22 protein-coding genes are annotated in these 22,931 nt (G+C 69.4%); 4 read left to right on the top strand and 18 right to left on the bottom strand.

All coding sequences use genetic code 11. The annotated features are described in order from the left end of the window. Positions 1-999 precede the first annotated feature (999 nt). Positions 1,000-1,623 carry a guanylate kinase gene (gene gmk / locus D7V77_RS11865; RefSeq protein ID WP_120576380.1) on the bottom strand — a complete coding sequence of 208 codons (624 nt, stop codon included), beginning with the start codon at positions 1,621-1,623 and terminating at the stop codon, positions 1,000-1,002. Beyond that, the gene (locus D7V77_RS11860) at positions 1,620-2,498 is read right to left on the bottom strand and encodes a YicC/YloC family endoribonuclease (RefSeq protein WP_120576379.1); all 879 of its coding nucleotides are present in this window, start codon (positions 2,496-2,498) and stop codon (positions 1,620-1,622) included. Before D7V77_RS11860 ends, gmk begins: the two co-directional genes overlap by 4 nt. 82 nt (positions 2,499-2,580) lie before the next feature. Between D7V77_RS11860 and D7V77_RS11855 the strand changes: the two genes are divergently transcribed. After that, positions 2,581-3,690: a glycosyltransferase family 9 protein gene (locus D7V77_RS11855; RefSeq protein WP_120576378.1), complete on the top strand. Its 1,110-nt coding sequence runs from the start codon at positions 2,581-2,583 to the stop codon at positions 3,688-3,690. A 169-nt stretch (positions 3,691-3,859) separates the two neighbouring features. On the opposite strand, the gene D7V77_RS11850 is transcribed toward D7V77_RS11855, so the two are convergent. The 9 genes from D7V77_RS11850 to D7V77_RS11810 form a co-directional block, all read right to left on the bottom strand. After that, positions 3,860-4,348, bottom strand: coding sequence for an adenylyltransferase/cytidyltransferase family protein (locus tag D7V77_RS11850; RefSeq protein WP_120576377.1), 489 nt, complete (start codon positions 4,346-4,348; stop codon positions 3,860-3,862). Then, positions 4,345-5,358: a bifunctional heptose 7-phosphate kinase/heptose 1-phosphate adenyltransferase gene (locus tag D7V77_RS11845; protein WP_120576376.1), complete on the bottom strand. Its 1,014-nt coding sequence runs from the start codon at positions 5,356-5,358 to the stop codon at positions 4,345-4,347. Before D7V77_RS11845 ends, D7V77_RS11850 begins: the two co-directional genes overlap by 4 nt. Before the next feature lie 31 nt (positions 5,359-5,389). Further along, positions 5,390-6,469, bottom strand: coding sequence for a tetraacyldisaccharide 4'-kinase (lpxK, locus tag D7V77_RS11840; RefSeq protein ID WP_120576375.1), 1,080 nt, complete (start codon positions 6,467-6,469; stop codon positions 5,390-5,392). Then, positions 6,466-7,497, bottom strand: a complete 1,032-nt coding sequence (locus tag D7V77_RS11835) for a glycosyltransferase (protein ID WP_120576374.1) — start codon at positions 7,495-7,497, stop codon at positions 6,466-6,468. Before D7V77_RS11835 ends, lpxK begins: the two co-directional genes overlap by 4 nt. After that, complete coding sequence (locus D7V77_RS11830; RefSeq protein ID WP_120576373.1) at positions 7,497-8,498, bottom strand: glycosyltransferase family 4 protein; 1,002 nt, start codon at positions 8,496-8,498, stop codon at positions 7,497-7,499. Before D7V77_RS11830 ends, D7V77_RS11835 begins: the two co-directional genes overlap by 1 nt. Then, a complete protein-coding gene (locus D7V77_RS11825; protein ID WP_120576372.1) occupies positions 8,495-9,763 on the bottom strand; it encodes a 3-deoxy-D-manno-octulosonic acid transferase in 1,269 nt (422 codons plus the stop codon). The genes D7V77_RS11830 and D7V77_RS11825 overlap by 4 nt, the downstream gene beginning before the upstream one ends. A gap of 20 nt (positions 9,764-9,783) precedes the next feature. Continuing rightward, on the bottom strand, positions 9,784-10,959 hold the full coding sequence (locus tag D7V77_RS11820) for a PHP domain-containing protein (protein ID WP_120576371.1): 1,176 nt from the start codon (positions 10,957-10,959) through the stop codon (positions 9,784-9,786). A 220-nt stretch (positions 10,960-11,179) separates the two neighbouring features. After that, a complete protein-coding gene (locus tag D7V77_RS11815; RefSeq protein ID WP_120576370.1) occupies positions 11,180-12,964 on the bottom strand; it encodes an ABC transporter ATP-binding protein in 1,785 nt (594 codons plus the stop codon). 2 nt (positions 12,965-12,966) lie between these two features. After that, the gene (locus tag D7V77_RS11810) at positions 12,967-14,853 is read right to left on the bottom strand and encodes a DUF4388 domain-containing protein (protein WP_120576369.1); all 1,887 of its coding nucleotides are present in this window, start codon (positions 14,851-14,853) and stop codon (positions 12,967-12,969) included. Positions 14,854-14,916: 63 nt separating this feature from the next. Between D7V77_RS11810 and lpxB the strand changes: the two genes are divergently transcribed. The 3 genes from lpxB to D7V77_RS11795 all read left to right on the top strand — a co-directional run bounded on the left by lpxB (position 14,917) and on the right by D7V77_RS11795 (position 17,495). Further along, a complete protein-coding gene (lpxB, locus tag D7V77_RS11805) occupies positions 14,917-16,077 on the top strand; it encodes a lipid-A-disaccharide synthase (RefSeq protein WP_120576368.1) in 1,161 nt (386 codons plus the stop codon). Between the two features lie 71 nt (positions 16,078-16,148). Beyond that, positions 16,149-16,853, top strand: a complete 705-nt coding sequence (locus tag D7V77_RS11800) for a polyprenol monophosphomannose synthase (RefSeq protein ID WP_120576367.1) — start codon at positions 16,149-16,151, stop codon at positions 16,851-16,853. A 12-nt stretch (positions 16,854-16,865) separates the two neighbouring features. Then, positions 16,866-17,495, top strand: a complete 630-nt coding sequence (locus D7V77_RS11795; protein ID WP_120576366.1) for a MarC family protein — start codon at positions 16,866-16,868, stop codon at positions 17,493-17,495. Here the strand turns inward: D7V77_RS11795 and D7V77_RS11790 are convergent. The 7 genes from D7V77_RS11790 to D7V77_RS11760 all read right to left on the bottom strand — a co-directional run bounded on the left by D7V77_RS11790 (position 17,488) and on the right by D7V77_RS11760 (position 22,825). Continuing rightward, positions 17,488-17,958, bottom strand: coding sequence for a hypothetical protein (locus tag D7V77_RS11790; protein ID WP_120576365.1), 471 nt, complete (start codon positions 17,956-17,958; stop codon positions 17,488-17,490). The genes D7V77_RS11795 and D7V77_RS11790 overlap by 8 nt on opposite strands. A gap of 8 nt (positions 17,959-17,966) precedes the next feature. Next, positions 17,967-18,992: an OmpA family protein gene (locus tag D7V77_RS11785; RefSeq protein WP_120576364.1), complete on the bottom strand. Its 1,026-nt coding sequence runs from the start codon at positions 18,990-18,992 to the stop codon at positions 17,967-17,969. A gap of 74 nt (positions 18,993-19,066) precedes the next feature. After that, complete coding sequence (locus D7V77_RS11780; protein ID WP_120576363.1) at positions 19,067-19,870, bottom strand: LpxI family protein; 804 nt, start codon at positions 19,868-19,870, stop codon at positions 19,067-19,069. Between the two features lie 30 nt (positions 19,871-19,900). Further along, positions 19,901-20,677: an acyl-ACP--UDP-N-acetylglucosamine O-acyltransferase gene (lpxA, locus tag D7V77_RS11775; protein WP_120576362.1), complete on the bottom strand. Its 777-nt coding sequence runs from the start codon at positions 20,675-20,677 to the stop codon at positions 19,901-19,903. Positions 20,678-20,711: 34 nt separating this feature from the next. Next, positions 20,712-21,182, bottom strand: a complete 471-nt coding sequence (fabZ, locus tag D7V77_RS11770) for a 3-hydroxyacyl-ACP dehydratase FabZ (RefSeq protein WP_206797923.1) — start codon at positions 21,180-21,182, stop codon at positions 20,712-20,714. After that, positions 21,179-22,243, bottom strand: coding sequence for a UDP-3-O-(3-hydroxymyristoyl)glucosamine N-acyltransferase (lpxD, locus tag D7V77_RS11765; protein WP_120576382.1), 1,065 nt, complete (start codon positions 22,241-22,243; stop codon positions 21,179-21,181). The genes fabZ and lpxD overlap by 4 nt, the downstream gene beginning before the upstream one ends. A gap of 15 nt (positions 22,244-22,258) precedes the next feature. Then, positions 22,259-22,825, bottom strand: coding sequence for an OmpH family outer membrane protein (locus D7V77_RS11760; protein ID WP_014395493.1), 567 nt, complete (start codon positions 22,823-22,825; stop codon positions 22,259-22,261). Positions 22,826-22,931 lie beyond the last annotated feature (106 nt).

Raw genomic sequence — 22,931 nt, 5'->3', positions numbered from 1 at the left:
TCAAACTCTCCAATTGTATTCTTGGTTTGCTTGAACCGGCGTTCCCCGAGACCCGGCTAAGGAGTCTCGGCTCGCTGATTCGTCGGCACTTCCCTCTCGCTGCGCTTTTCAGCGCTGCTCTTGAGGTAAAGCGCCCTCAAAAAATTGACTGCGGGTTTCCGCAATCCATTACTGCTTGGGCTTGCTATTTGGTTTTCAAAGACCGAGCCGCTTGTCTTGCTTCGCGACTTTTGCTACCATCTACTTCGTCGCTGGTTTTGCTTCAACCAGCGAGATGCAGCTTCTATTTCAGTTCGCACTCAGCGTCAACTTCGCTTTTTGCGTCCTGCGGGCTGCTTCGAAATTCATCGGCGCCGTCCAGTGACTTCCGCCGCTTCTTTTCGAAGGGGAGCGGCTTCTACTTCAGTGCCGTCTTCCCTGTCAACCGCTTGCTGTCAGCTTTCCTCACCGCTTTGCGTCCGTTGTGTTGCCTTCCGGACTGCTGCTTCCTCGGTGGGGCGCGGCTTCTATCTCTTCGCCGCGTTCGCTGTCAACCCGCTCGTTGACTGCCCTATTTCCTTGTCGGTGCTGCTCTCTCCTCGAAGTGCCTTCCGCGCCAGTGCGCGGGCTTCGAGGTGAGGGGCGCGGCTTCTACCACCGCCGCATCCTGTGTCAACCGTTCGACCGCTGCTTCTACTTCCCGATCTGCTCCGCCTCCCGTGAGGCGGCAACCCGCTCCGACACCTTCAACGCCCGCTGATCGACTGCCCTGCTGCGGCACCATCTAAGAATCGGTTCGGAGAATGTCAACTTCCCGTCACCGATGAGGCCGACTGCGCCTCTCCCCGTTTCTGCGTCGCTCAGGTGCCACCGGAGTGGCGCCTGCGTGTCGCCGCGAGGTGGGCGGCTTATCCATCAGGCGATCGGCCAGCGCAAGAAATTTGATGCAGACTGCCGGCGCGGTGCGACGTGGTGGAGGGGGAACCCGTGGGGCGGTTCCACCCATTCCCCAGGCGGATTTCAGCTCCCGAACCTGAGCTTGGAGAGGTCCACCCTCCCCCGCCGGCACTTCTCCGCGACCACCACCGAGCGCAGCTCCTGATAAGCGCGCTCGAAGTCGTCGTTCACCACGATGTAGTCGTAGGACGCGATTCCCCGCTCGATCTCCGAGCGGGCAGCCAGCATCCGGCGACGGATGGTCTCATCCGCGTCCGTCTGACGGTCTCGCAGCCGCCGCTCCAGTTCCTCCATGGAGGGGGGCAGCACGAAGATGAGGACCGCGTCGGGGTGCTTGCGCTTGATGGCCTGCCCGCCCTGGACGTCGATATCGAAGATGGCGGTGCCATGGCGCGTGCGGGCTTCGTCCACCACGGACTGGGGGCTGCCGTAGAAGTGGCCGTGGACCTCGGCCCACTCCACGAACTCCCCCTTCTCGATCTTCTCCTGGAAGGCGGCGACGCCCACGAAGTGGTAGTCCACGCCCTCCTGCTCCTTGCCCCGGGGGCGCCGGGTCGTGACGCTGGTGGAGAAGATGCCGTCCGGCATCTCCTTCAGCAGGCGGTGCGCGAGGGTGGTCTTTCCCGCTCCGGACGGCGCGGAGAGGACGAGGAGCAGGCCAGGCTGGAGTCCAGTGGGTTCGTTCATTCGACGTTCTGCACCTGTTCGCGGATGCGCTCGACCTCGGCCTTCATCGAGACCACGCGCGCGGAGATTTCCGCGTGCTGGCTCTTGGAGCCTGTCGTGTTCACCTCGCGGTGCATCTCCTGCACGAGGAAGTCCATGCGCCGGCCCACCGGCTCGGGGCTCGCCATCAGGAGCCGGAACTGCTCGAGGTGGGTCGCGAGCCGGGTCACCTCTTCCGCGATGTCCGTGCGCTCGGCGAACAGGGCCACTTCCTGCGCCAGGCGCTGCGGATCCACCGCGACGCCGCGCGCGAGCTCCGCGACACGCTCGGTGAGCCGCTGTTGGTAGTCACTGACCGCGCGAGGCGCGAGCCGGGCCACGTCCTGGCTCCAGCCCTCGATGAGCTTCATCCGGGCGTCCAGGTCCGCGTTAATGGACTCGCCTTCGGTGTTCCGCATCGTCTCCAGGGCCGCGAGCGCCTGCTGGAGCGCGGTCTGCGTGGCCTGGGTGGCGGACTCCACGTCCACGCCCTTCTCTTCCAAGCGGATGACGCCCGGCTGGTTGGCCACCTGCGACCAGGCGATCTCCACCGACTGGCCCATGGCCTCGGCGACTTCGCGGAAGGCGCGTGCGTATTCGCGGGCCAGGGCGACATCCACCGTGGGGACGTTGCCTGAGACGGTGGCGGCCTGCCGGCGCACCAAAATCTCCACCGAGCCTCGCGCGAGGCGGTCCTTCACCTGCTTCACGAGGGCGGGCTCGAGCGCGGACAGCTCGCGCGGCAGCCGGACCTTCACTTCACAGAACTTGTGGTTGAGCGAGCGTGCTTCCACGGAGACCTCTTCGTCCCCCACGCGGGCGCGGCCCGAGCCAAATCCGGTCATGCTCTTGAGCATCGGGCCGGGTGCTAGGGGCTTTCGGTCCCAAGGTCAAGCCAGCGTCTTGTGCCCGTTCCAATTCTGGTAGGGTCCGCCGCCGATGGCGTGGCACAAGCGGCTTGAAACGTGGGCGAAGCTGGCACTGACGCTCCTGGCTTCCCTCCTGTTCTGGCGCCCCGGACGTCGCCGTTCTCCCGGAACGCCCCTCCCCCATCCGCGCAAGGTCCTGCTCGTCCGGCCCGACAACCGCGTGGGCGAAGCCCTTCTCACCACGCCTCTGATGCGGACCCTCAAGGCACATCTCCACCCGCCTCCGGAAGTGCACGTGCTGGTGCACGCCAAGGTGGCTCGCGTCCTCCAGGGACACTCTGACGCGGACGCAGTCCTGGCGTTCGACCGGCGCCTGCTCTGGCTGGGGCCCCTGGCGCCTGGCATCCGCGCTCTCCGTCGCGCGGGCTATGACACCGTGGTGGACTGCGCCAACTGGAGTGCTCCATCCGTGACGAGCGCGCTCATCGCGCGGATGGTGGGCCCCAAGGCGGTCGTCATTGGACCCGGCATCTCGCCGGTGTCGCTGCTGCAGTCGGTGTCCGTGCCTGCCCGGTCCGACACGCGGCACGAGGCCATTCAGCGCACCCACCTGCTGACGCCCCTGACGAAGGGAGCTGTCGCCGAGGGGCTTTCGTTCCGGGAGCCGGTGCTGGGCGAGGCGTTCCGCGGCTATCTGGCGACGTTCTCCGGGACGGGTTCGCGGCGCGCGGTCATCAACCCGGGGGGACGATTGGGTGAGCGCCGCATCCCCGCCGAGGCATTCGCGGCGGCGGCCCGGGAGCTGATTTCGCTCGGCTATTCGCCGGTCGTGACCTGGGGACCTGGAGAGGAGGCCCTGGCTCGGAGCGTGATCTCCGGCGCTCCTGGGGCGGAGCTGGCTCCGGCGACGAGCATCGATGAGCTGGGTGCGCTCATGCGGACCGCCGGCCTTACCGTCTGCAACAACACCGGGCCCATGCACCTGTCGGTCGCCGTGGGCGCACCCACGCTCGCGTTCTTCCTGCGCATCGACATGGAGCGATGGGGCCATGCGGTGGCGCCCCACCGGATGGTGGACCTGACGCCCATCGTGGATGGGGCTTCTGGCGTGGGGTTGGAGCAGCGCGTGGCCTCGGAGGTCCGGTCGTTCGTCGCGGGGCGGGCCTCGCTCACGGGGTGAGCGGTCGCTCCTGCTCGGGCACCATCTGGGGGACGCCTTCCTCCACGGGCCAGGCTCGCAGGCACCTGCCGCAGCGGACTTCGGGCGGGGGGCCCTGGTGCTCTTCGAGCGGGCCCTTGCAGTGGGGACATCCCAGGATGGACCTCAGCACCGGGTCCAGGTCCATGGGCTACTTCGCGCCTTCGCGGCCGAGCCTGCGGGCCAGGTCCGTGGTGCTGTGGTCCTTCGGGTCTCCCGCCACCGCCGTCCTGCCTCCGTAAGCCCGGACCTCGTCACCTTCCGGAATGGAGTCTGGCGTGTAGTCCGTCCCCTTCACGTGCACGTCGGGCTTGAGGGCGCGGATGATGGTTCGCACGTTCGGCTCGTCGAAGACGACGACGCGGTCCGTGCAGGCCAGCGCCGCGACCAACTCCGCGCGCTCCGCTTCCGGGATGTGCGGACGGCCCGGCCCCTTGTAGGCCCGGGTGGAAGCGTCCGAGTTCACCGCCACCACCAGCACGTCCGCCAGGGCCTTCGCCCCTTCCAGGTAGCGGACGTGCCCGACGTGCAGCAGGTCGAAGACGCCGTTGGCCAGGGCCACCGTGCGGCCCTGCTCGCGCCAGCGTTCCCGCTCTTCCGCGATGGCGGCGAGGGGACGAAGCTTGTCCAGGGTGTTCATCGTGGGCTCCGCAGCGCTTCGAGGAGTTCTTCGCGGGAGACCGTCGCCGTGCCGGGCTTCTGCACCACCAGCGAGCCCGCGACGTTCGCGAGCCTCGCGGCTTCACCGAACGAGGCTCCGGCCGCGAGTGCCAACGCGAAGCTCGCGATGACCGTGTCGCCCGCTCCCGTCACGTCCACCGCCGACTTCGCTCCGTGCACGGGGATGAGGTCCACGCCGCCCTTCGCGTCGAAGACGGCCATGCCGTGCCGGCCTCGCGTCACCAGCAGGGCCTGGCAGCCCAGCTTGCGGACCGCTTCGTGACCGGCCTCCAGCAGGTCTTCCTTCGTGCGCACCGGACGGCCCGTGAGCGCTTCCAGCTCCGGCTCGTTGGGCTTGCATACCGTGAGGCCCGCGAAGGCCATGAGCGCGTAGCGGCTGTCCACGCAGACCGGGAGGCCGTCCGCGGCGAGCTTTCGCAACGCTGTCCGGACTTCGTCGCTGACGACGCCTGCTCCGTAGTCCGAGACCACCACCGCGTCCGCGTCCTTCGCGGCGGCTTCGACCTGCCTGGCGATGGCCTTGCGCATCCGGGGCGGGAGGGGGCCTCGCTGGCCCCGGTCGACGCGGAGCATCTGCTGCCTCGTGGTGCTGATGCCTCCCGCGAGGATGCGCGTCTTCGTCTCCGTCTGGATGCTTCGGCTGCTGACCGCGTGCAGCCGGATGTCCGCGGCATCGAAGAGCTTGCGCAGTTCGCGGCCCATCGAGTCCACGCCCAGGGCGCCCACCGCCGTCACCTGCCCCGACAGCGCTCGGATGTTGGCCGCCACGTTGGCCCCGCCTCCGAGATTCACCTCCGACGACTCGTACCGGACGATGAGCACCGGGGCCTCGCGGCTCACCCGGTCCGTCTGTCCGTAGAGGTAGTGGTCGGCGACCAGGTCTCCCACCAGCAACACCCGACGGCGCGCGAAGGAGAGTGGCAGGCGCGAAGACGAAGCTGCCGGACGTGAAGACGGGGCCGCTGGCATGGGCGCGCGTTGTCCCACAGCGGTCCAGCCCTCACAAGTCGCGCGTCTCTCCCTGCAGCCCGAGCGCCCGCTTCAGATGCGCTTCGCCCTCCAGGACCTCCACTCCCAGGCGCACCACCCAGGCCTCGAAGCCGGCGGGCAGGCGCACCGCGTCCTTCTCCGTCGTCACCACGAGCGCTCCGTGCTGGCGGGCCCGGGCTTCGACCTGGCGAAGCTCGTCCGCAGTGAAGCGATGGTGATCCGGGAAGAGGGCCGCGTCCCGGACCTCCGCTCCGAGTGTGGTCACGGTCTTCAGGAACCCTCCGGGCCGGGCCAGCCCCGCCAGGGCGAGCACCGGCTTTCCTTCGAGCGCTTTCGTCGCGTGCTCGGTCCCCGAAGGGTCCCACCACGCCGTGGGTCCATAGCGCGTCCGGACCCTGGGAGCAGTCACGCCTTCGAGCCATGGATTGGGGGCGGCATCTCCGGAAGCGGCTCTCAGCCAAAGGAGCGTGGCGCGGCGCAGGGCCGATGGGGGCTCGCGCAGCGGGCCTCTTGGGAGCAGTTGGCCGTTGCCGAGGCCCACGGCTTCGTCCACGACCACCAGGTCTTCGTCACGGTGCAGGCGGCGGTGCTGGAAGCCGTCGTCCAGCAGGACCGTGTCGAGGCCGAAGTCGTCCCGGGCCCGGAATGCCGCCGCGACGCGGTCCGCTCCCACGAAGAGCCGGGCCCCTTTGCACCTGCGCGCGAGCAGCAGGGGTTCGTCTCCGGCTTCCGTCACCGCGGGCAGGGCCTCCGCGCCCGTGAAGGTGAGTGGCTCCTGGGACTCGCGTCCGTAGCCTCGGGTGAGGATGCCGACCTTGCGTCCTTCGCTGATCAGCATCTCCGCGAGATGGAGGACCGCAGGGGTCTTGCCCGTGCCTCCAACGTTGAGATTGCCGATGGAGATGACCCGCAGGCCTTCGACTTGTTCGGCTCGCTTCAATCCCGAATCGTAGAGGGCACCTCGGAGGCGGACCGCTCCGCTGTAGGTCCAGGACAACAGCGTGAGCGGTGACAGGAGGGCACGACGGGTCCAGGGCTCCGGTGCCGGCGGATAGAAGATCCGCTCCAGGGCCGTGGGTCCGCCCGTCATCGCCGTGGCTCCGCTGCCTTCTGGTAGAGGGCCAGGATGTCCCGGGCGATGTGCTCGTTCGTCGGGTGCCGGGTGCCCGCCTTTGCTCCGGACAGCGTGGCGGAGAGGACGGCTTCCACCGTGGGCGCTTCCACCCTCGCGTCTGACAGCTCCGGGAGCGCGCCCTCGTTCACCGCAACCACTCGGACGCCGCAGGCCCTGGCCTGGGCCGCGGCCCTCGCGCTCCAGTCGTTTCCCAGACCGAGGATCCAGACTTCATCCAGGGCCTGCAGCCACTTCGCGAAGTCCGCTCCCTGCTGGTAGCCCGCGAACGTCACCTGTTCGGTGAGGCCTCGCTCTGTCACCTGTGTCCGCGTCGCTTCGAGCAGGGCCCCGTCGCCCACCAGTACGAGGCGAGCTTCGGGACGTTGCTGGCGGAACGCAGCGAAGGCTTCGACTCCCAGCGCGTGACGGCGGCTCTGCTGGAACGTGGAGATCATTCCCACGAGCTGCGTGTCTTCGAGGCCCAGCGTCCGGCGGAGGGCCTGGCGGTCCTGGGGGGGCTCGAACATCGGGTCCACCAACGCGGGCAGGACCTGGACGAGGCGATGCCTGCCTTCGAGCTTTTCCATCAGGTGGCTCGCGGGCACCGTGTACGCGCTCGCTTCGGGCAGCGATGCACGCAGCGAACGGGGCGCGTGGATGGAGCGGATCCGCACCGCGCCCTTCGGCGTTCCCCAGCGCGCTACGAGATGATCATGGGTGAAGTGGGCGTGGACCACGTCCACCGTCCTGCGGCGGAGGGCTCGCAGGTCGCTCCAGATTTCCCACGGTGGAGACTTCACGGACAACGTCAGGCCGCCCTCGTCCAGGAGGCCCAGTTGCTGGAAGCGGGGCACGGCGGGTTCCTCGGCGGCGATGTCCCGGCGCTTGCGGTCCACCGCCACCGTGACCTCGTGGCCCAGGGCCCGCTGCGCCTGGGCCAACAGCGCGACGTTCTCCGCTGGGCCGCTCCAGAAGGGACTCGCGAGCAGGTGCAGGATGCGCATCAGCGCTTCACCAGCGAATGGTAGAGGTCACGGAGCGCCCGGGCTTCGTGCTCGACGCCGCAGCGGCTGCGCGCTTCTTCCTGCGCGTTGCGGCCGACCTGACGGGCCCGCTCCGGTTCGCGGGTCAGTTCGTCCAACAGGTCGCGCAGGCCCTTCACGTCTCCGGGTTCGAAGAAGAAGCCCGTGCGGCCGTGCTCGATGAGCGTGTCCAGGTACGGCAGCTTCGAGGCCACCACGCAGCACCCGGAGGCCATCGCCTCCACGTGCACCAGCGAGTAGCCCTCCGCGTAGGAGGGATGCACCAGGATGCTCAGGCCCTGGTACCAGGGCTCGATGGTGGACTGCTGGCCCGCGAGGCGCACCCGGTCCTCGATGCCCTGGCGCAGCCCGTTCACCCATGCCAGGTCCGGCCCCTTCGCGAGCCCCACCAGCACCGCCTGCCAGTCCGGCCGCTGCGGCAACAGCGGCCTCAGCGCTTCGATGAAGTCGCCCTGCCCCTTCTCCTTGCGGATGCGGCCGATGACGCCGATGCCGTAACGGCCTCCCTGCTGGAGTCGGGCCCAGGCCGCGTCGCGGTCTTCCGGTGGGTGGAAGCGCTTGAGGTCGATGCCGTGCGAAATCACCGTGGAGGGGAGCGCGATGACGTCGGAGATCTGCTTCGTGAGCGACACGAGCGCGTCCGCGCCCCTGGCGAGCCAGCGGGTGAAGCTCGTGGGGGCCACCGACGTATGCCTCGTGAAGACGAGTTGGACCCTTCCTCCCAAGGCCTTCAGGAGCATCCCCGCCAGCAGCTCGTTGTTCCGGTGCGCGTGCCAGACGATGGGCTCCTGGTGCGAGCGGCGGATCAGCTCTCCCCAGGTGATGCGCGGCAGGGCCTCCGTCAGGCCGGAGCCGATGACCCGTGTCTCGTCGCCCTGGGCCAGTGCTGGCACCACGGACTCCACGTGCCGGGTCACTCCCGTGTACCGCTTGTGGAAGTGGGGATGGACGATGAGCGTCATCGAGGAGCCCTCCTTAGCGCGGCCATGGCTTCCGCGTTGCGCTCACTGGCTCCGGAGATGCGGCGCACCGTGGCTTCGGCCTGGGCTCCCAGTTGCTGCCGGCGTTCGGGATGGGCGAGGAGGTCCTCCAGCGCGGCGTGCAGGGCTTCTCCATCCGCCACTTGAATGCCTCCGTTGCCTTGCAGCACCGCGACGCTGTCTCGGAAGTTGTCCATGTGCGGGCCGAACAACACCGGCCGGCCCTGCCCCGCTGGCTCCAGGATGTTCTGGCCGCCTCGCTTCGTGAACGAGCCTCCCACGAACACCACCGTCGCCAGGCGGTAGGCTCGGGACAGCTCACCCATCGAGTCCATCACCACCACCGGCGCTCGCTCCGGGTTGCCCTGTGAGCGCAGGCCCACGGTCAGGTTCCGCTCCCTGGCGAGGGTCTGGATCCGCTCCGCCCGGTTCAGGTAGCGCGGCGCGATGACCAGGCTCAGCGTGGGCCAGCGCTCCCGTAGACGCTGATACACCTGCAACAGGATTTCTTCCTCGCCCTCGTGCGTGCTTCCCGCGAGCCACACCGGATCCGCTGGAGACAGACCGAGGGCGGTTCGCAGGGCTTCGTCCTCCGGGGCTGGCCCCGCCGCGAGGGCGTCGAACTTGGTGTTCCCGGTGGTGAGGACCCGCTCGGCCGGTGCGCCGAGGGCCTTTGCTCTTTCGGCTTCCTCGTCCTGCCGCATCAGCAGCAGGTCCATGTCCTTCAGCGGGTTTTCGATGAGGCCGAAGAGCGTCTGGTACTTCCCCACGTTCGCCGGGGAGAAGCGCCCGTTGGTCATCACCACGCTCGCTCCGGAATGCTTCGCGGCTCGGATGAGGTTGGGCCAGACCTCCGTGTACTCGAGGATGAGGAGGTCCGGCTGAAGGGCTCGCACCGCCCTTCGCGTCGCTCCCCAGAGGTCGTAGGGCACGTACACGACTCCGTCGATCTGCTTCGCCAGGCGGTCCCTTGCCATCGCATGGCCGCTGTCCGTCATCGTCGAGAGCACGATGCGGCAGCCAGGGAAGCGTTGGCGCAGGGGGCCGAACATGGGCGCCAGGGCCAGCAGGTCTCCCGCGCTGGCTCCGTGCAACCACAGCAGCGGGCCTTCTCCCTTTGGCAGGTCGCCCGGCCCGTAGAAGCCCAGCCGCTGCTTCAGCCCGTGACGCGTCTTCCGGTACACGCAGAGCACCGGGAACAGCAGCGCGAAGAGGACGTAGGTGGCGACGACGTAGAGCAGGCGCATGGGCGACGTCCCGCGCTCTATCAGATGCCCGGCGGTCTCGGCACCACTCGCACCGGGCTGGGGACAAGCCAGGGCCGCCACTCGTGGCCGAAGAAACGTCCGGGCGCGTGGGCCCAGACCTCCACCTGGACTGCTCCGGGACCGGTCAGCTCGATGTGCTGCCCGTCGGGTTGCAGGCGGCCGTCACCCCACACCCGGACCTCCACCGTGCCCGGGGTGTGTTCCGGGAGGCGGACCGTCAGCACCGTGCCCACGGGGGCTTCCCTCGTGTTCGCGTCGAAACCTTCCAGGGCGAAGCCAGCTGGCGCTCCGAGCGCTCGGAAGACGCAGAGGGCCTGGCCGCTCGCCAGCACCTGCGTGACCTGGGCCGCGGCTTCGCGCGCGTTCTGGGACAGGGGGCCCGGCAGCACGTCCGGCGGGAGCTCCATGTCGAGCGCGTTGAAGATGTCCTCGTACGCGGGCACTCCGTGCGCGTCGTTGCCGCACAGGGCGATGCGCTTTCGCTCTCGCGTCAGCTCCAGGTAGCGCTCTGTCGGGCGTGGCTCTGGGACCGCTAGCAGCATCACGCCGTGCACCGGGCTCACCAGGGAGGCGCCTACCGCGGGCAGGAGCCGGCTCACCGGACTTCGCAGCGCCTGCCGGAAGAAGGTGTCCGCGGAGTACAGCTCGAAGCCTGGGACCTGGTGCGCCGTCGCTTCGTCCTTCCAGGGGTTCTTCGTCTGGACCGGATGCGCGAGGACCGCCGTGCCTCCGGCGGCTTCCACCGCGGCCACCGCCTCTTCCGGTGGGCCCCAGGGCTTCACGCCTTCGATGGGCCTCTGCATGCCGAACGCCGCCAGATGGCCCGCGCTGGTCGAAATCTCCACCCCGGGGACGAGCAGCACGCCGTCCATCCAGGTCGCGGCGGGCGGCTTGAAGTCGTTGTGGTCGGTGAGCACCACGAAGTCGAGGCCCGCGGCCTTCGCCTCCCGGGCGACCTTCGCGGGCGTCCCGTTCCCGTCCGAGCGCGTGGTGTGCACGTGGTACGCGCCGCGGATCCACGGCTTCGCGTCCGGGACAGGCTCGACGACTGGGTAGTCCGCGAAGCCCGCCGCGAAGGCGAAGAAGCCCGCGACTCCCAGGAGCAGGAACAGCACACCGAACACCGCGCGGATCGCCAGGGAGAGGGGCCGCCTGGCCGTGATTGGCTTGCTCATACCGCCCCCCACTCGAAGGGCCTTACGTCCAGCGACACGTGGCGGCGGAGCGCCCTTCCTTGCTCTATCGCCAGGTCGGGGGGCTGCTCCGCCGTGACGACATTGGTCACGCCGCTCTCCGCTCGATGGGGCCTGACGTCCGCAGGCGCCTTGTGGCGACGCAGCGGCCTTCCAAGCGCTATCGCCAGAGCGAGGGGCCGCGTCACCGAGCCCGCCTTGCTCACGCCGCTCCCCGCTCGACGGGACCTGATGTCTGCAGGCGCCACATGGCGGCGTAGCGGCCTTCCTTCTGGAGCAGGTCCGCGTGGCTTCCGCTCTCCACGATGCGGCCCGCCTCCACCACGTGGATGACGTCCGCGCTCGTCACCGTGGACAGCCGGTGCGCGATGACCAGCGCCGTCCTGCCGGGGAGCACCTTCGCCAGCGCGGCCTGCACCTCGCGCTCGTTCTCTGGATCCAGGCTGCTGGTCGCTTCGTCCAGCACCATCACCGGGGCCTTGGATAGGACCGCTCTCGCGATGCACAGGCGCTGGCGCTGACCTCCGCTCAGGATGACGCCTCGCTCTCCGATGCGCGTGTCGTAGCCCTGGGGCAGGCCCTGGATGAAGGCGTCCGCGTTCGCCACCTTCGCCGCGGCCTCCACTTCCTCTTTCGTCGCTTCGGGCCTCGCGTGCCTCAGGTTCTCCAGCACGGTGCCGTGGAAGAGCAGCGGCTCCTGCGTCACCAGCGCGAACTGACTCCGGACGCTCGCCGCCGTGTACGTGTCCGCGTCCACTCCATCCAGGAGGATGCGCCCCTGCTGGGGACGCTCGAAGCGCAGCAGCAGCGATGTCACCGTGCTCTTGCCGCCTCCACTGCCTCCCACCAGCGCAGCCACCTGGCCCACCTTCAGGTCCAGGGTCATCCCGTCCAACGCTCGGCGCTCGCCGTAGAAGAAGCGCACGCCCTCCATGCGCAGCGACTCACGCAGCGCTGGCGCCGGCCCCGCGCCGGAGGCGTCCTCCACAGGGTGCTTCAGGTCGAGCAGCGCGAAGAGGCGCTCTCCCGCCGCTCCCGCCTGCACCGCGAACTGCGTCACCCGGCCCAGGTCCTTCACAGGCTGGTACACGAGGATGACCGCCGTCAGCAGCGACAGGAGCGCTTCTGGCTCCATCGCTCGCGTCGCCGCCGCGTACCCCAGCGCTCCCGCGAGCGCCGCCGCGGCGAGCACCTCCATCAACCCCGGCACGCCTCCTCGCGCCCAGGCCGCGCCCACCACCGCTTCCTCGTGGGCCCTCGCGTAGGACTCGAAGCGCGCCAGCTCCGCCTCCTGGCCGTTGAAGGCCTGGATGGTGCGCAGTCCTCCCAGCCCTTCGTGCAGTTGGCCCGCGAGCTGGCCCAGGTGGGCCTGCCCTTCTCGCGTTCCCTTCAGCACCTTGCGCGTCAGCCTCGATGCGGGCAGCGCCGCCAGCGGAATCACCGCCAGCATCAGCCCTCCGAGCATCGGGCTCATCGCCAGCGCCACTCCCGCGAGCACCAGCACCTGAATGGTGTCTCGCAGGTACGAACCCACCGTGTACATGGCGGCCAGCTCCACGGCCATCACGTCCGAGGAGAAGCGGCTGAGCAGATCTCCCGTCCGCTCCTTTGACAGCTGCGACGGCGACAGCGCCGTGAGCCGCAGGAACAGGTCGCGCCGCAGGTCCTTCACCACTCGCTGCGCGAACAGGCCCATGAAGTAGAACTGGCCCAGGTACCCCACGCCCTTCACCGCGCCCACGCACAGCACCAGCACCGGGAAACCCCAGAGCGCCGCCTCGCGCGGCAGGTTCGCCAGCCAGGGCACCCGGTGCGCGCTCGCGAAGCCCTCCTCGCCTCCCGACAACAGGAAGCGCAGCGCCGGGCCCAGCAGGTACGCGTACGCGCCCGTCGCGAGCCCCAACACCGCCATGCACGCGAAGGCCAGGACGAGGATTCCCGCGTGCGGTTTCGCGTAGCGGAGCAGCCGCCAGAGCGCGTGATGCATGACTACTTCACCACCTTCTGCAACGCCGCCCTCGCGAGCACCGAATACGGGTTCAGCTCCAGCACCTTCATCAACTTCTTGCGCGCGAGCGGCACGTCGTCCAGGTCGATTTCGATGATGGCCGCGATGATCTGCGCCCGCTCCAGGTACGGGTCCAACGTCAGCGCCTGCTTGAGCACCTTGCGCGCCGCGAGCGCCCGCTGCATCAACGGCCCGGGCGAACCCCGGTACTTCGCCCAGGCGAGGTACGAGTAGTACTCGGGCTCACCGCCGTTGAGCGACACCGCCTCCTCGAAGCCCTGGATGGCCGCCTTGTAGTCGCCCCGCTTCATCGCGGACTCGCCCCGGCGCAGTGCCAGCTCCGCGTCCACGTTGATGGCGGTCGCGCGGCCCACCACCTCCTGCCGGCTGAAGAAATACTGGAGATAGGCGCGGCGCTTCTCATCCACGCTCAGCACGCGGTACGCCGCTGACAGCTTCTCCTGCACCTGCTCCAACAGGTCGCGCAGGTCGGAGAGGTCGAACTCCGCGTAGGTGTCCGGGTGAAAGCGCATCGCCGTCTCGTGGTACGCGCGCTCCACCGCCTCCTTGTCCGCCGCGAGGTCCAACCCCAGCCCGCCGAAGTAGCTGCGCGTGATGATGCGCACCGCTTCCTCGCGCAGCGCCGCCGCTGTCTCCGCGGGCAGGCTCTTGCGCTTGCGCGGCGCGATGACGTCCGGCACCGCCGCCGCGCTCAACACGTCTGTCCCCGTGGCCACCGGCGTCGCGGAGAACGTCACCCCGCCCGTCAGCTTGAGGAACCACAGCAGCGTGTACGCCGCCCGCAGCTCCGCGCGCCCGTGCGCCAGCAGGTCCTTGAGCACGATGCGGCCGTTCACCTGCATGGCCAGCTTGATGTCCTCCGTGTCCAGCGCCATCGACTGGAGGTCCCGGCCGAAGTCCGCCGAGCGCACCGGGTACTCGTTCAGGTGCGCCTTGAGCGCGTTCGCCACCACCCGCAGGGGCATGCGCCTGCGCGCGGCCTCCAGCAGCGGGGCCAGGGCGGGCTGATCCACGGAGGCCACTTCGGAGGAGAACTCGTCGCCCGCGTAGAACGCGTACCGGCCCTCGCGCATGGCCAGCACGCGCCCTAACCGGTCCCGGGTGAAGTCGCGCAGAAGTGCCAGCAGGTCTTCGCCCACCGCCTCCACGCCCACGTCCGCCAGCGCCGCGCCGATGCGCAGGCCGGAGGCGAGCGACTCCACCACCGGCTGCTCCTGCGCCTCCGTGAGGACCCGACGCTCGCGCAGGAAGCGTGGCAGCGCGTCCTCCTTCGCGGAGGAGTCGAAGTTCACCGGCCCGCCTCGCAGGAAGAACACCCGGCGCGACAGACCCTTGAGGGCCACCACCAGCACGCCGTCACGGCGCAGCCGGTAGAGCGAATGAAGGAGCGCCGGCAGCGGGAAGGCCTTCAGGTCCCCCGCCGCCACCGCGGGCCTCGACAGCGTGGCGGACAGGCCCGTGAGCGTGATGGCCTGCGCGGCCTTCACCAGCGCCTCCAGGCGAGGCACCAGCTCGCCCGGCTTGAGCGGATCCGGGATGTACGCGTTGACCTTCAGGTCCAGCACCGAGCTCACGCCCTTCGCGCGGCCCAGGTGCCCCTTGTCGATGGCCACGATGGGCACACGCCCACCCTGGCTGTGCCCTCGGATGAGGTGCACGACGTGCTGTCCCTCCACTCGCGGAAGGTCCACGCCCAGCACCACCACGTCCGGGTTGTCCGCCGAGAAGTGCTCCAACGCCATCACGGCGTCATTCACCGCCCGAACGGTGTACCCGGCCTGCGAGAGCAAGCCCGTCAGGTGCTCCAGGGTCGGGGGGTGGCTCTCAGCGAGCAGAAGCGTCTTCAAGGGGGCCGCAGTCTACAACCTCCCTCCCTCCGCGCATCAGCTACGATGAGGGTCTTGCCTCCCATGACGCAGCCATCCTCCCCCCGCATCCTCGTCGTGGCCGGCGAGGCCTCCGGCGATACCCACGCCTCGGAGCTCGTCGCCGCACTCCAGGCCCTGCGCCCCGACCTCACCTTCTTCGGCATGGGAGGCGCCCGGCTGGCCGCCCGGGGGGTGGAGCTCATCCACGACGCCCGCGAAGTGTCCGTCATGGGCATCACCGAGGTGCTCCCCCGCATCCCCCGCATCCTGCGGATCATGAAGGACCTGGCCCAGGCCGCCGAGGAGCGCCGTCCCGTCTGCGCCATCCTGGTGGACATCCCGGACTTCAACCTGCGTCTGGCCAAGAAGCTCAAGGCCCTGGGCATCCCCGTGGCCTACTACGTGTCCCCGATGATCTGGGCCTGGCGCCGGGGCCGCGTGCGCACCATCCAGCGGCTGGTGGACCGGATGCTCTGCATCCTGCCCTTCGAGGAGGACTTCTACCGGGAGGCCGGGGTGCCCGCACGCTACGTGGGAAGTCCCGTGCTGGAGCAGATGCCCAAGGCCGCCAGCGCCCTCGAGTTCCGGCAGCGCCTGGGCCTGTCCCAGGACGCGCCCACGCTCGCGCTGCTGCCCGGCAGCCGGATGAGTGAGATTCGCCGCATCCTGCCCACCCTCGTCCGGGCCGCGAAGCAGCTGGCCTCCGAGCGGCCGGGGCTCCAGGTGGTGGTGCCGGTGGCGCCCACCATCGCCAAGGAGGAAATCCTCTCCCGCTTCGAGGGCAGCGGCGTGACGCCGGTGCTGGTGGACGGGCGCGCCCCGGAGGTGGTGGGCGCGAGCGACGCCGCGGTGGTGGCCTCCGGCACGGCGGTGCTGGAAGCGGGGCTGATGGAGCGTCCGCTCGTCGTCGTGTACCGCGTGTCGCTGGTGACGTATTGGGTGGGCCGGCTGATGCTGAAGGTGGCCTTCGTGTCGCTCATCAACCTGCTGGCGGGCCGGCGCGTGGTGCCGGAGCTGCTCCAGGGGGAGATGACCCCGGAGAACATCGCCTCCGAGGTGCGGCGCGTGTGGCTGCCGGGTGAGCCCCGCGACGCCATGGTCCAGGGCCTGGCCGAGGTGCGCGGACGCCTGGGTGAGGTGGGAGCCGCCCACCGCGCGGCCCAGACGGTGCTGGAGCTGTTGCCCCCGCGCCATGTCTCCTGACCCGGAGAACCGACCGGGTTGGCGTCGGGAGTGCTGTTCCAGCGCCGGGTTTGGGGTATGTCCGCCGGGTCATGAACCGTGCGCTGGTCTGCATCCCCACCTACAACGAGCGGGACAACATCGGCCCCATCACCCAGGCGGTGCTGGCGGCGGACCCCCGTGTGGACATCCTCGTCGTCGACGACAACTCGCCCGACGGGACGGGACAGCTCGCGGATGAGCTGGCCGCGAAGGACCCGCGCGTGCGCGTGCTCCACCGCGAGAAGAAAGAGGGCCTGGGCCGCGCGTACCTGGCCGCCTTCCGGTGGGCCCTGGCCGAGGGCTACACGTACATCCTGGAGATGGACGCGGACTTCAGCCACGACCCGCGCTACCTGCCCACCTTCATGGACGCCGCGGAGGGCGGCGCGGACCTGGTGCTGGGCTCGCGCTACGTGGATGGCGGCGGCACCGTGAACTGGGGCGTGGGCCGGAAGATCATCAGCCGCGGCGGTTCGCTCTACGCGCGCAGCATCCTGGGCGTGGACGTGCGCGACCTCACCGGCGGCTTCAAGTGCTTCAACCGCCGCGTGCTGGAGAGCATCAACCTGGATGAGGTGCGCAGCACCGGGTACGCGTTCCAGATTGAACTGACCTACCGCACCCTGCGCAAGGGCTTCACCGTGCGCGAGGTCCCCATCGTGTTCGAGGACCGGCGTGTGGGGCACTCGAAAATGAACAAGAAGATCTTCGTCGAAGCGCTGGGCATGGTCTGGAAGCTGCGCTTCACGGTCTAGAGCACCATGTCGATGTCCGCGATGGTGTCCACCTTCCTCGTGTCGCTGTCCGCCATCTTCTTCGTGGTGGACCCGATTGGCGTCGTGCCGCTGTTCCTGGCGATGACGGCGGGGGACACCAAGCAGCAGATTCGCAGCACCGCCCTGCGCGCCTGTCTGGTGGCGTGCGGGATGATGCTGTTCTTCGCCGTCTTCGGCCGCGTCATCTTCCAGGTGTTCGCCGTGTCGCTGGGCGCCTTCCGCGTGGCGGGCGGCATCCTGCTGCTGATTACGTCCCTGGACATGCTGCGCGCCCGTCCGTCCTCCACGCGCACCAGCCCCACGGAAGAAGAAGAAGGCGTGGTGAAGGAGGACGTGGCCATCGTCCCGCTGGCCATTCCGCTGCTCGCGGGGCCGGGCGCCATCGCCACCGCCATGGTGCTGATGGCGCGCTCCGGGACGTCCTTCGTCTCCGCGCTGCCGGTGGTCGCGGCGGTGGTGCTGACCTTCACCGCGACCTACTTCATCCTCAACGCGTCCAGCCTGGTGCAGCGGGTGCTGCGTCAGTCCGGCGTCGCCATCCTGGAGCGTGTGTCAGGCCTCATCCTGGCCGCCATCGCGGTGCAGTTCATCGCGGACGGGGCGAAGGACCTGCTCAAATAGCGTCCGCGCCCGCCACCCACACGGCGCCGTCCTTGCGCACGGTGCCCTGGGGACGGCCGTCCATGGTGAGGCGGTCCGGGCTGGAGCGCTGCGCGTCGTACGCGTAGCCGCCCTGGACCTCCTGCAGGTACACCACCACGGCGTCCACGACGTTCTCCTGCACGACCTTGAACGACTCGTTCGCGCACTGGGTGTCGCCGGTGAAGAAGCGCTCCAGCGTGGCCTCCTCCGGGTGGCGCACGTAGACGACCACGGGGGCCCTCTCCTCCTTGCCCTCGGCGACGAACTTCTGGATGGCCTTCGCGGGCGCGGGCTGGCGCATCAGCGCCTGGAGGAGCGTGCACTTCTCGTCCTCGGCCTGCACGCGCTGCTCAAGGGGCACGGAGTGCGCGCAGCCCACCGTCCCCAAGAAGCCCAGGCCCGCCACGGCGAGCGCCCAACGGATGCGAGCAAGTTCCACCATGTGACACCTCAAGGCTTGCGCCAGCGAGGGGCGAAGGGCGCGTTCGTCAGGGACGGGTCCTCCACCGCGATGATGTATTCGGCGCGGCGGTTGCCCGCCTCCGCCGTCTCGTCCGGCGTGGGCACCGCCGGGGACTGCTCACCAAAGCCCTCGTAGAACACTGGTACCTTCAGGCCGCGTTGGCGGAAGTAGGTCGCGATGCTCTTCGCCCGCTTGAGCGAAAGCTCGCGGTTGTCGTTCGTGCTGCCCACCGTGTCGGTGTGCCCGAGCACGTACAGGCGCAGCGACGCCCAGCGGCCATACTTATTCAACGCCTCCGTGATGCTCTTGTAGCTGGCGTCCAGCTTGCCCTTCTCCGCCGAGGGAACGTCCGAGCGGCCGGAGGCGAAGGTCACCTCCTCGTGCGGGATGTCCACCTGCCACGGGTAGAGGTCCACGCCCGTGTAGAAGTCGGAGGTGTCGTAGGCCCTCAGGCGGATGTGCATCACCTTGCCCTCCGCCGGCAGCCACTTCACTTCCAACGGCGTGCCCGCGGGCGCGCCCTTGAAGTCCACGTCGCCCGCGAAGGCCGTCTTGCCGGTGTCCATCTTCACCGTCACTTCCGTCTTCGCGGCCGGGCGCGACAGCGTGAAGCGCAGCTTGCGCCCGGGCACGTCCACGTCCTCCGGGCGAACCTCCAGCTTCAGCGGGCCGTTGAGCTCCGTGTCGAACGAGAGAGGCATGGAGCCCGGCTCCGCCCCGCCCGGGAACCGCACGGTGAGCTCGCCCTCGTAGTGGAACTTCCCTTCCGGCTGCTCCAGGGCGAGGCGGCGGGTGATGCCCGGCTTGCCGCCCCCCTTGAGCTCCACCGCCTTGCCGTCGCTGCGCTTGAGCTTCACCTCGAAGCCGTCGATGGGCTCTTCGATGTGGATGACCAGCGTGGGCACGCCTTCACCCAGCGCCGCCTTGCCCTCCAGCGATACCCGGATGGCCTCCGCGGAGGCGGTGAGCGGCAGGCCCAGCAGGGCCAAGAGAGGTAGGAGTCGAACGGACATGCGGCGTCAACCTCGGCGTCGCGGGGGAGGTGGGGAGGCAACTCCAGCCCGGGGGAACGGATTCCCGCGGAAGCCTACCGCACGCCCACCAGGGTGATGCCTCGCGCGGTGGCCCCCGCGAAGAGTGCGGGTGCGTCCAACAGCACCGTGCGCCCTACCTCCAGCGCCAGCACCCGGGCGCCCACCTCCGCCATGACCTCCAGCGTCCGAGGCCCCACGGCGGGCAAGTCGAAGCGCAGGTCCTGCTCCGGCTTGCAGCGCTTCACCACCACCGCGCCCGGGCCGCCCAGCTTCGCGCCCCGGCGGATGGTCTCGTCGGTGCCCTCCACGGCCTCCAGCGCGAGCACGTGGCCGTCACGCACCACCACCGTCTGGCCCACGTCCGCCTGCCCCAGGAGCACCGCCACCTCGCGGCCCAGGGCCACGTCCTTCTCCTGCGCGGGCTTGAGCGTGGGGCCCGCCAGGTGCCCTTCGGGGCACAGCACCTCGCCCAGGAAGTCCGTGGGCGCGATGATGGTGATGCCCTGGGATTCGAAGTCCGCGGCCACGGCGCGCAGGAGCGCGTCGTCCCGGAAGCTGCGCAGGCGGGAGATGATGCGCACCGCGCCCAGGTCCGGACGGGCATCCGTGAGAGCGCGCACGCGGCCGATGCCGCCCGCCATGGCCGCCCGGGTGACACCCGCCTGGCGGAAGACCTTCTGGATGCGGCCCACCTGCCCCACGCGCACCCAGGCGAAGTGGCCGACCTCCTGCTCCAGCGCCGGGTCCGTCTCTCCCCGGTGCGCGGCCACCACGACCTCCAGGCCGCGCGCACGGGCGGCCCGCGCGAAGAGGAAGGGAAGCTGGCCGTTACCGGCGATGAGCCCGATGCGCTCCACCCACTCCCCTCCGTTCCCTCGTGAAGAGGCCTAGCGCGTGACGCCGCGCTTGCTCGTCTCCACGAACCGCACCAGGTGCTCCACTTCCGGGTGGCTGGAGAGCTCCCCGCGAAGCTGCGCGAGCGCGTCCTGAAGCCCCAGCTTGGAGCGGAAGAGGATGCGGTAGGCCTCCTTCACACGGCCAATCTGCTCCTCGGTGAAGCCGCCGCGCTCCAGGCCCACGGTGTTGAGGCCCACCAGCGTGGCCCGGTCGCCCTGCACGGTGCAGTACGGGGGCACGTCCATGGTGACCATGGAGCCGCCGGAGATGAACGCGTAGCGCCCCAGCCGGGTGAACTGGTGCACCGCGACGAGGCCCGAAATCTTCACCGCGTCCTCCACCACCACGTGGCCCGCGAGCGCGGCCCCGTTGGCGAGGAGGACTTCATTGCCCACGACGCAGTCGTGCGCGATGTGGCTGTTGGCGAGCAGCAGGTTGCGGTGGCCCAGGCGCGTGGCGCCACCACCGGCCACCGTGCCCAGGTTCACCGTGACGAACTCACGGATTTGATTCTCGTCGCCAATGACGAGCTCCGTGTCCTCGCCCGCGTACTTCAGGTCCTGGGGCGCCGCGCCCACGGAACAGAACTGGAAGAGGTGGTTGCGCTCCCCCAACGTGGTGCGGCCCTCGATGACGACGTGCGGCCCGATGCGGGTGCCCGCGCCAATGACGACATGGGGCCCGATGACCGAGAACGGCCCCACCTCCACGGTGTCGTGGAGCCGGGCTCCCGGATGGACGACCGCGGTGGGATGAACCTGCGCCATGTCCTTCTCTCCTCAGCAGCGCGAATGACGCGCCCTACGGCGCCGCGCTCTCGTCGCCCTTGGCGGCCTTGTTCTTGTCCACCACGGTGGCGAGGAACTCCCCTTCCGCCACCCTGGCGCCATCCACCGACGCCACACCCTTCGTCTTCCAGATGGCGCCCTTGTGGCGGATGACTTCAATGTCCAACTGGAGCCGGTCCCCGGGCACCACCGGCTTGCGGAAGCGCGCGTTGTCCACGCCCATCAAGTACGTGACGAGCCGCGTCGGGTCCATGGCTTCCGTCTTATACGCAAGGATGGCCGTGGCCTGGGCGAGCGCCTCAAGGATCAGCACGCCCGGCATCACCGGGTGCCCCGGGAAGTGGCCGTTGAAGAAGGGCTCGTTGATGGTGACGTTCTTGTAGGCCGTGAGCTTCTGGCCCGGCACGATTTCCACCACCCGGTCCACCAGGAGGAACGGGTAGCGGTGCGGCAGCAGCGCCTGGATCTCGCCAATGTCCATCATCCGCCCTTCTCCTTCTCCAACAGCTCCACCCTCTTGCGAAGGGCGCGCACTTCCTTGAGCAGGTCCGCCAGCTGCCCCGACGCGGCGCTGGCGCGCAGCCATTCCTTGTGGGGGATGGCGGGGCTGCCACTGACGACCTGCCCGTCCGGAACATCATGGGCGACGCCTGACTGCGCGCCCACCTTGGCCAGGTCTCCCACGCGGATGTGGCCCACCACGCCCACCTGCCCCGCGAGCACCACGCCGGTGCCCACCTCCGCCGAACCCGAAACGCCCGCCTGCGCGCAGATGAGCGACAGCGGACCCACGCGCACGTTGTGGGCGATCTGAACCAGGTTGTCGAGCTTCGTCCCCTGGCCCACCACCGTTTCACCCACCGTCGCGCGGTCGATGCAGGTGCAGGCCCCAACTTCCACGTCGTCCTCGATGCGGACGATGCCCACCTGGGGAATCTTGAAGTGGCGGGGGCCGTCCTCGCCCTCCGCGTCGAACGCGAAGCCGAAGCCGTCCGCGCCCACCACCGACGAGGCGTGGAGGATGACGCGCGAGCCCACCACGCAGTTCTCGCGCACCGTGGCGTGCGGGTAGAGCACGCAGTCGTCGCCGACGCGCGCGCCTTCACCCACGTAGGCGCCGGAGTGCAGCACCGTGCGGGCGCCGACGTGGGCGCCCTTCTCCACCACCGCCCCGGCCTTCACCGTGGCCTCCGGGTGCACCGTGGCCTCCGGGTGCACGTGGGCCGCCGGGTGGATGCCCGCGGCGGGCCGCGTGGCCGGGTGGAGCAGGGCGAGGAGCTTCGCGTAGGCCAGGTGCGGGTTGGGCACCCGCACCAGGGCCACGCCGTCGCGAGCGGTGGCATCCATCCCCACCAGCACCGCCGAGGCGCGGGTGGCCTCGAACTGCTTGCGGTAGCGGGGGTTGCCGTAGAACGACACCTCTCCCGGGACTGCCTCCTCCAGGCCGTTCAGGCCATGGACGAGCAGTCCGGGGTCGCCGAGGAGCTCACCCCGGACGTGGGTGGCGATGTCCCCCAGCCGGTGCGCGTTGGATGCGGATGGCACGGGGGTGTCCAACGCCTACTTCTTGACCGGGGCGTCCTTGGCCGCCGGCGCGGGCTTCTTGGAGGCGCTGTTGTTGTAGCTGCGCACGACCTCGTTGGAGATGTCGTACTGGGACAGCGCGAAGACGATGCCGGAGTCGCGCTTGTCCAGCACCATGCCCAGGCCGTCCCGCTCCGCGATGGAAGCGATGACCTGGTCGATGCGGTTGACGATGGGCTCCATCTCCTGGCGCTCCTTGTTGGCGGCCTCGGCGCGGCTGCGCTCGTACTTCTGCGCCAGCTCCATCACCTTCTTCTGGAGCTCGGTGGCCTTCTGGGTGCGCGTGGCCTCGCTCATGGCGCTGGCCTGCTTGTCCAGGGTGTCCTTCTCCTTGCGGAGCGTCTCCTGCTCCTTGTCGATCTCCTTCTGGCGGTCCTCCAGCCACTTCTGGAGACGGGCCTTGGCGGCCTTGCCGTCATCCACCTCCAGCAGCACGCGCTGCAGGTCGACGTAGGCCACCTTGAGCTCGGCGGCCGAAGCGGCAACCGGGAGGGCGAGCGACAGGACAGCGGCGGCGGCCGCCAGGGTGCTTCGAAGCGACATGGGTCAAGGCTCCTCGGAAAGGGTGCTGCAGGCTCCGACGTCCGCCATCCCGGCCTGTTCACTTCCGCCCGGGTAGGGCGGAGAAGGACGTACCGGGAAGGCCTTG

It is taken from the genome of Corallococcus sp. CA041A (assembly GCF_003612075.1).
In the GTDB taxonomy this organism is placed as follows: Bacteria; Myxococcota; Myxococcia; order Myxococcales; family Myxococcaceae; genus Corallococcus; species Corallococcus exiguus.
This window is presented reverse-complemented; position numbering and strand designations above follow the sequence as displayed.

Excerpts from the sequence above, each read along its gene's own strand:
- gmk (WP_120576380.1), bottom strand. The coding sequence starts at position 1,623 with ATGAACGAACCCACTGGACTCCAGCCTGGCCTGCTCCTCGTCCTCTCC.
- D7V77_RS11860 (WP_120576379.1), bottom strand. The coding sequence starts at position 2,498 with ATGCTCAAGAGCATGACCGGATTTGGCTCGGGCCGCGCCCGCGTGGGG.
- D7V77_RS11855 (WP_120576378.1), top strand. The coding sequence starts at position 2,581 with ATGGCGTGGCACAAGCGGCTTGAAACGTGGGCGAAGCTGGCACTGACG.
- D7V77_RS11850 (WP_120576377.1), bottom strand. The coding sequence starts at position 4,348 with ATGAACACCCTGGACAAGCTTCGTCCCCTCGCCGCCATCGCGGAAGAG.
- D7V77_RS11845 (WP_120576376.1), bottom strand. The coding sequence starts at position 5,358 with ATGCCAGCGGCCCCGTCTTCACGTCCGGCAGCTTCGTCTTCGCGCCTG.
- lpxK (WP_120576375.1), bottom strand. The coding sequence starts at position 6,469 with ATGACGGGCGGACCCACGGCCCTGGAGCGGATCTTCTATCCGCCGGCA.
- D7V77_RS11835 (WP_120576374.1), bottom strand. The coding sequence starts at position 7,497 with ATGCGCATCCTGCACCTGCTCGCGAGTCCCTTCTGGAGCGGCCCAGCG.
- D7V77_RS11830 (WP_120576373.1), bottom strand. The coding sequence starts at position 8,498 with ATGACGCTCATCGTCCATCCCCACTTCCACAAGCGGTACACGGGAGTG.
- D7V77_RS11825 (WP_120576372.1), bottom strand. The coding sequence starts at position 9,763 with ATGCGCCTGCTCTACGTCGTCGCCACCTACGTCCTCTTCGCGCTGCTG.
- D7V77_RS11820 (WP_120576371.1), bottom strand. The coding sequence starts at position 10,959 with ATGAGCAAGCCAATCACGGCCAGGCGGCCCCTCTCCCTGGCGATCCGC.
- D7V77_RS11815 (WP_120576370.1), bottom strand. The coding sequence starts at position 12,964 with ATGCATCACGCGCTCTGGCGGCTGCTCCGCTACGCGAAACCGCACGCG.
- lpxB (WP_120576368.1), top strand. The coding sequence starts at position 14,917 with ATGACGCAGCCATCCTCCCCCCGCATCCTCGTCGTGGCCGGCGAGGCC.
- D7V77_RS11800 (WP_120576367.1), top strand. The coding sequence starts at position 16,149 with ATGAACCGTGCGCTGGTCTGCATCCCCACCTACAACGAGCGGGACAAC.
- D7V77_RS11795 (WP_120576366.1), top strand. The coding sequence starts at position 16,866 with ATGTCCGCGATGGTGTCCACCTTCCTCGTGTCGCTGTCCGCCATCTTC.
- D7V77_RS11790 (WP_120576365.1), bottom strand. The coding sequence starts at position 17,958 with ATGGTGGAACTTGCTCGCATCCGTTGGGCGCTCGCCGTGGCGGGCCTG.
- D7V77_RS11785 (WP_120576364.1), bottom strand. The coding sequence starts at position 18,992 with ATGTCCGTTCGACTCCTACCTCTCTTGGCCCTGCTGGGCCTGCCGCTC.
- lpxA (WP_120576362.1), bottom strand. The coding sequence starts at position 20,677 with ATGGCGCAGGTTCATCCCACCGCGGTCGTCCATCCGGGAGCCCGGCTC.
- fabZ (WP_206797923.1), bottom strand. The coding sequence starts at position 21,182 with ATGATGGACATTGGCGAGATCCAGGCGCTGCTGCCGCACCGCTACCCG.
- D7V77_RS11760 (WP_014395493.1), bottom strand. The coding sequence starts at position 22,825 with ATGTCGCTTCGAAGCACCCTGGCGGCCGCCGCCGCTGTCCTGTCGCTC.